The organism is Streptomyces sp. OfavH-34-F (assembly GCF_022347745.1).
Classification (GTDB): domain Bacteria; phylum Actinomycetota; class Actinomycetes; order Streptomycetales; family Streptomycetaceae; genus Streptomyces.
Genome location: NZ_JAKRGC010000572.1, coordinates 1 through 1,886 on the forward strand (window position 1 = coordinate 1; position 1,886 = coordinate 1,886).

The following is a 1,886-nucleotide window of genomic DNA, read 5'->3' on the forward strand; positions in this document are numbered from 1 at the left end:
GCCCGCCCCCGGGCCGTCCTCGCCGGGGCCGGGTCCACCACGGACGCCCACCATCCCACCGCCCCGGACCCCGCGGGGCGCGGCGCCCGGCGAGCCGTCGAGGCCGCCCTGGGCGAGGCGGGCTGGGCCGCGCACCAGGTGGACCACGTCAACGCCCACGGCACCTCCACCCCGCTCAACGACGCGATGGAGGCCACGCTGATCGCCGGCCTCTTCCCGCACCGCCCCCCGGTCACCGCGCCCAAGGGCGTCCTCGGGCACACGCTCGCCGCCGGGGGCGCCATCGAGGCCGCCGCCACCGTGCTGACCCTGGAGCACGGGGTGATCCCGCCGGTCGCCAACCTGGACGCCCCGCCCGCCGAATGGGACATCGACTGCGTGACCAAGCAGCCCCGCCGGCTGCCGGTCGAGCGGGCCCTCAGCAACTCGTTCGGCTTCGGCGGACACAACGTGGTCCTCGCCTTCGCACACGCCGGACACTCCGTCAGGTGAACAACTGCGCGGGTTCCGGTGTCCTGATCGTGCGACAGTCGTTCAGCCTTGTATGACCACCACGCTCGTCAGCCCCGGCGCCTCGAAGACCGGCGCCGAGCCCCTTGACCGCCCGCTCACCTCCGTACTGCTGGGCGCCGACGCCCGCCGCGAGCACGGATTCTGGCGCCGGCTCGTCGCCACCGACCCGTTCCGTCTGCCGCCCGGCCCCCAGGCCGGCGGCACCCCGGAGGAACGGCTCGTCCGCGCGTACGCACGGCTGCGCACCCTCAACGACGCCCTGGACAGCGCCGCCCGCCCGGCCTGCGACGTCCGGGCGCTGGCCGCCCTGCACGAATGGCTCGCCCCCGTCGACCCGGCGCTCGCCACCATCGCCGGCATCCACTACAACCTCTTCCTCGGCAGCCTCCTCGACCACGGCGCGGACGGCTCCCGGGACCTCTCGGACTTCCTCGAACTGCGCCGGACCGGCACCTTCCTGTGTACGGAGGTGGCCCACGGGAACGACGCCGCCGCCGTCGAGACGACCGCCACCCACGACCCCGTGCGCGACGGATTCGTCCTGCACACCCCGCACGGCGGCGCGCAGAAGTTCATGCCCAACACCGGTCGGGCCGGCGGCCCGAAGTCCGGGCTCGTCGCCGCGCGCCTCGTCGCCGACGGCACCGACCACGGCGTGTTCCTGTTCCTGGTGCCGCTCACCGACGCCGACGGGCCCCTGCCCGGCGTACGCGTGCGCCGCCTCCCGGCCCGCATGGGCAGCCCCGTCGACCACTGCCTGACCTCCTTCGACCGCGTCTTCGTGGCGCGCGACGCGCTGCTGTCCGGACCGCAGGGGCGGATCGGCGACGACGGGGTGTTCCACAGCGCCGTCGAGGGCCGCAGGCGCCGCTTCCTCGCCTCGATCGCCCGGGTGGTCCCCGGCAGGATCTGCATGAGCGCCAGCGCCGTCGGCTCCGCCCGGGCCACGCTGGCCGTCGCCGTGCGCTACGGCGGACACCGCCATGTGACGGCGGGCCGGGGCACGCGCCTGCTGCCGGTGATCGCGTACCGCAGCCACCACGGGCCGCTCGCCGAGGCCATGGCCACCGTCTTCGCCATGAGCCTGCTGCACCGCCGCGTCCTGGACCGCTGGGAGGCCGCCGCCACCGCCCCCGAGCCCGACCGCGAGGCGGCCGAACGGCTGGTGGACATCGCCAAGGGGTGGATCACCTGGCAGGCCCGCGCGGTCATCGTCGAGTCGCGGGAGCGCTGCGGCGCCCAGGGACTGCTGGAGACCAACGGCATGGCCGCGCTGGTCACCGGGGTCGAGGGCGCCATCACCGCCGAGGGCGACAACCTCGCCGTCCACGCCAGGGCCGCCGCCGCGCTGCTCGCCGCCGCCATGGCCGCCG

1 protein-coding gene and 1 pseudogene are annotated in these 1,886 nt (G+C 75.7%); both read left to right on the forward strand.

Going from position 1 to position 1,886, the window contains the following annotated elements:
• A pseudogene (locus MHW47_RS35000) lies at positions 1-492 on the forward strand (3-oxoacyl-ACP synthase); the annotation flags it as partial.
• A 52-nt stretch (positions 493-544) separates the two neighbouring features.
• A partial coding sequence (locus tag MHW47_RS35005) for an acyl-CoA dehydrogenase family protein (RefSeq protein ID WP_239227852.1) occupies positions 545-1,886 on the forward strand: 1,342 nt, incomplete at its 3' end.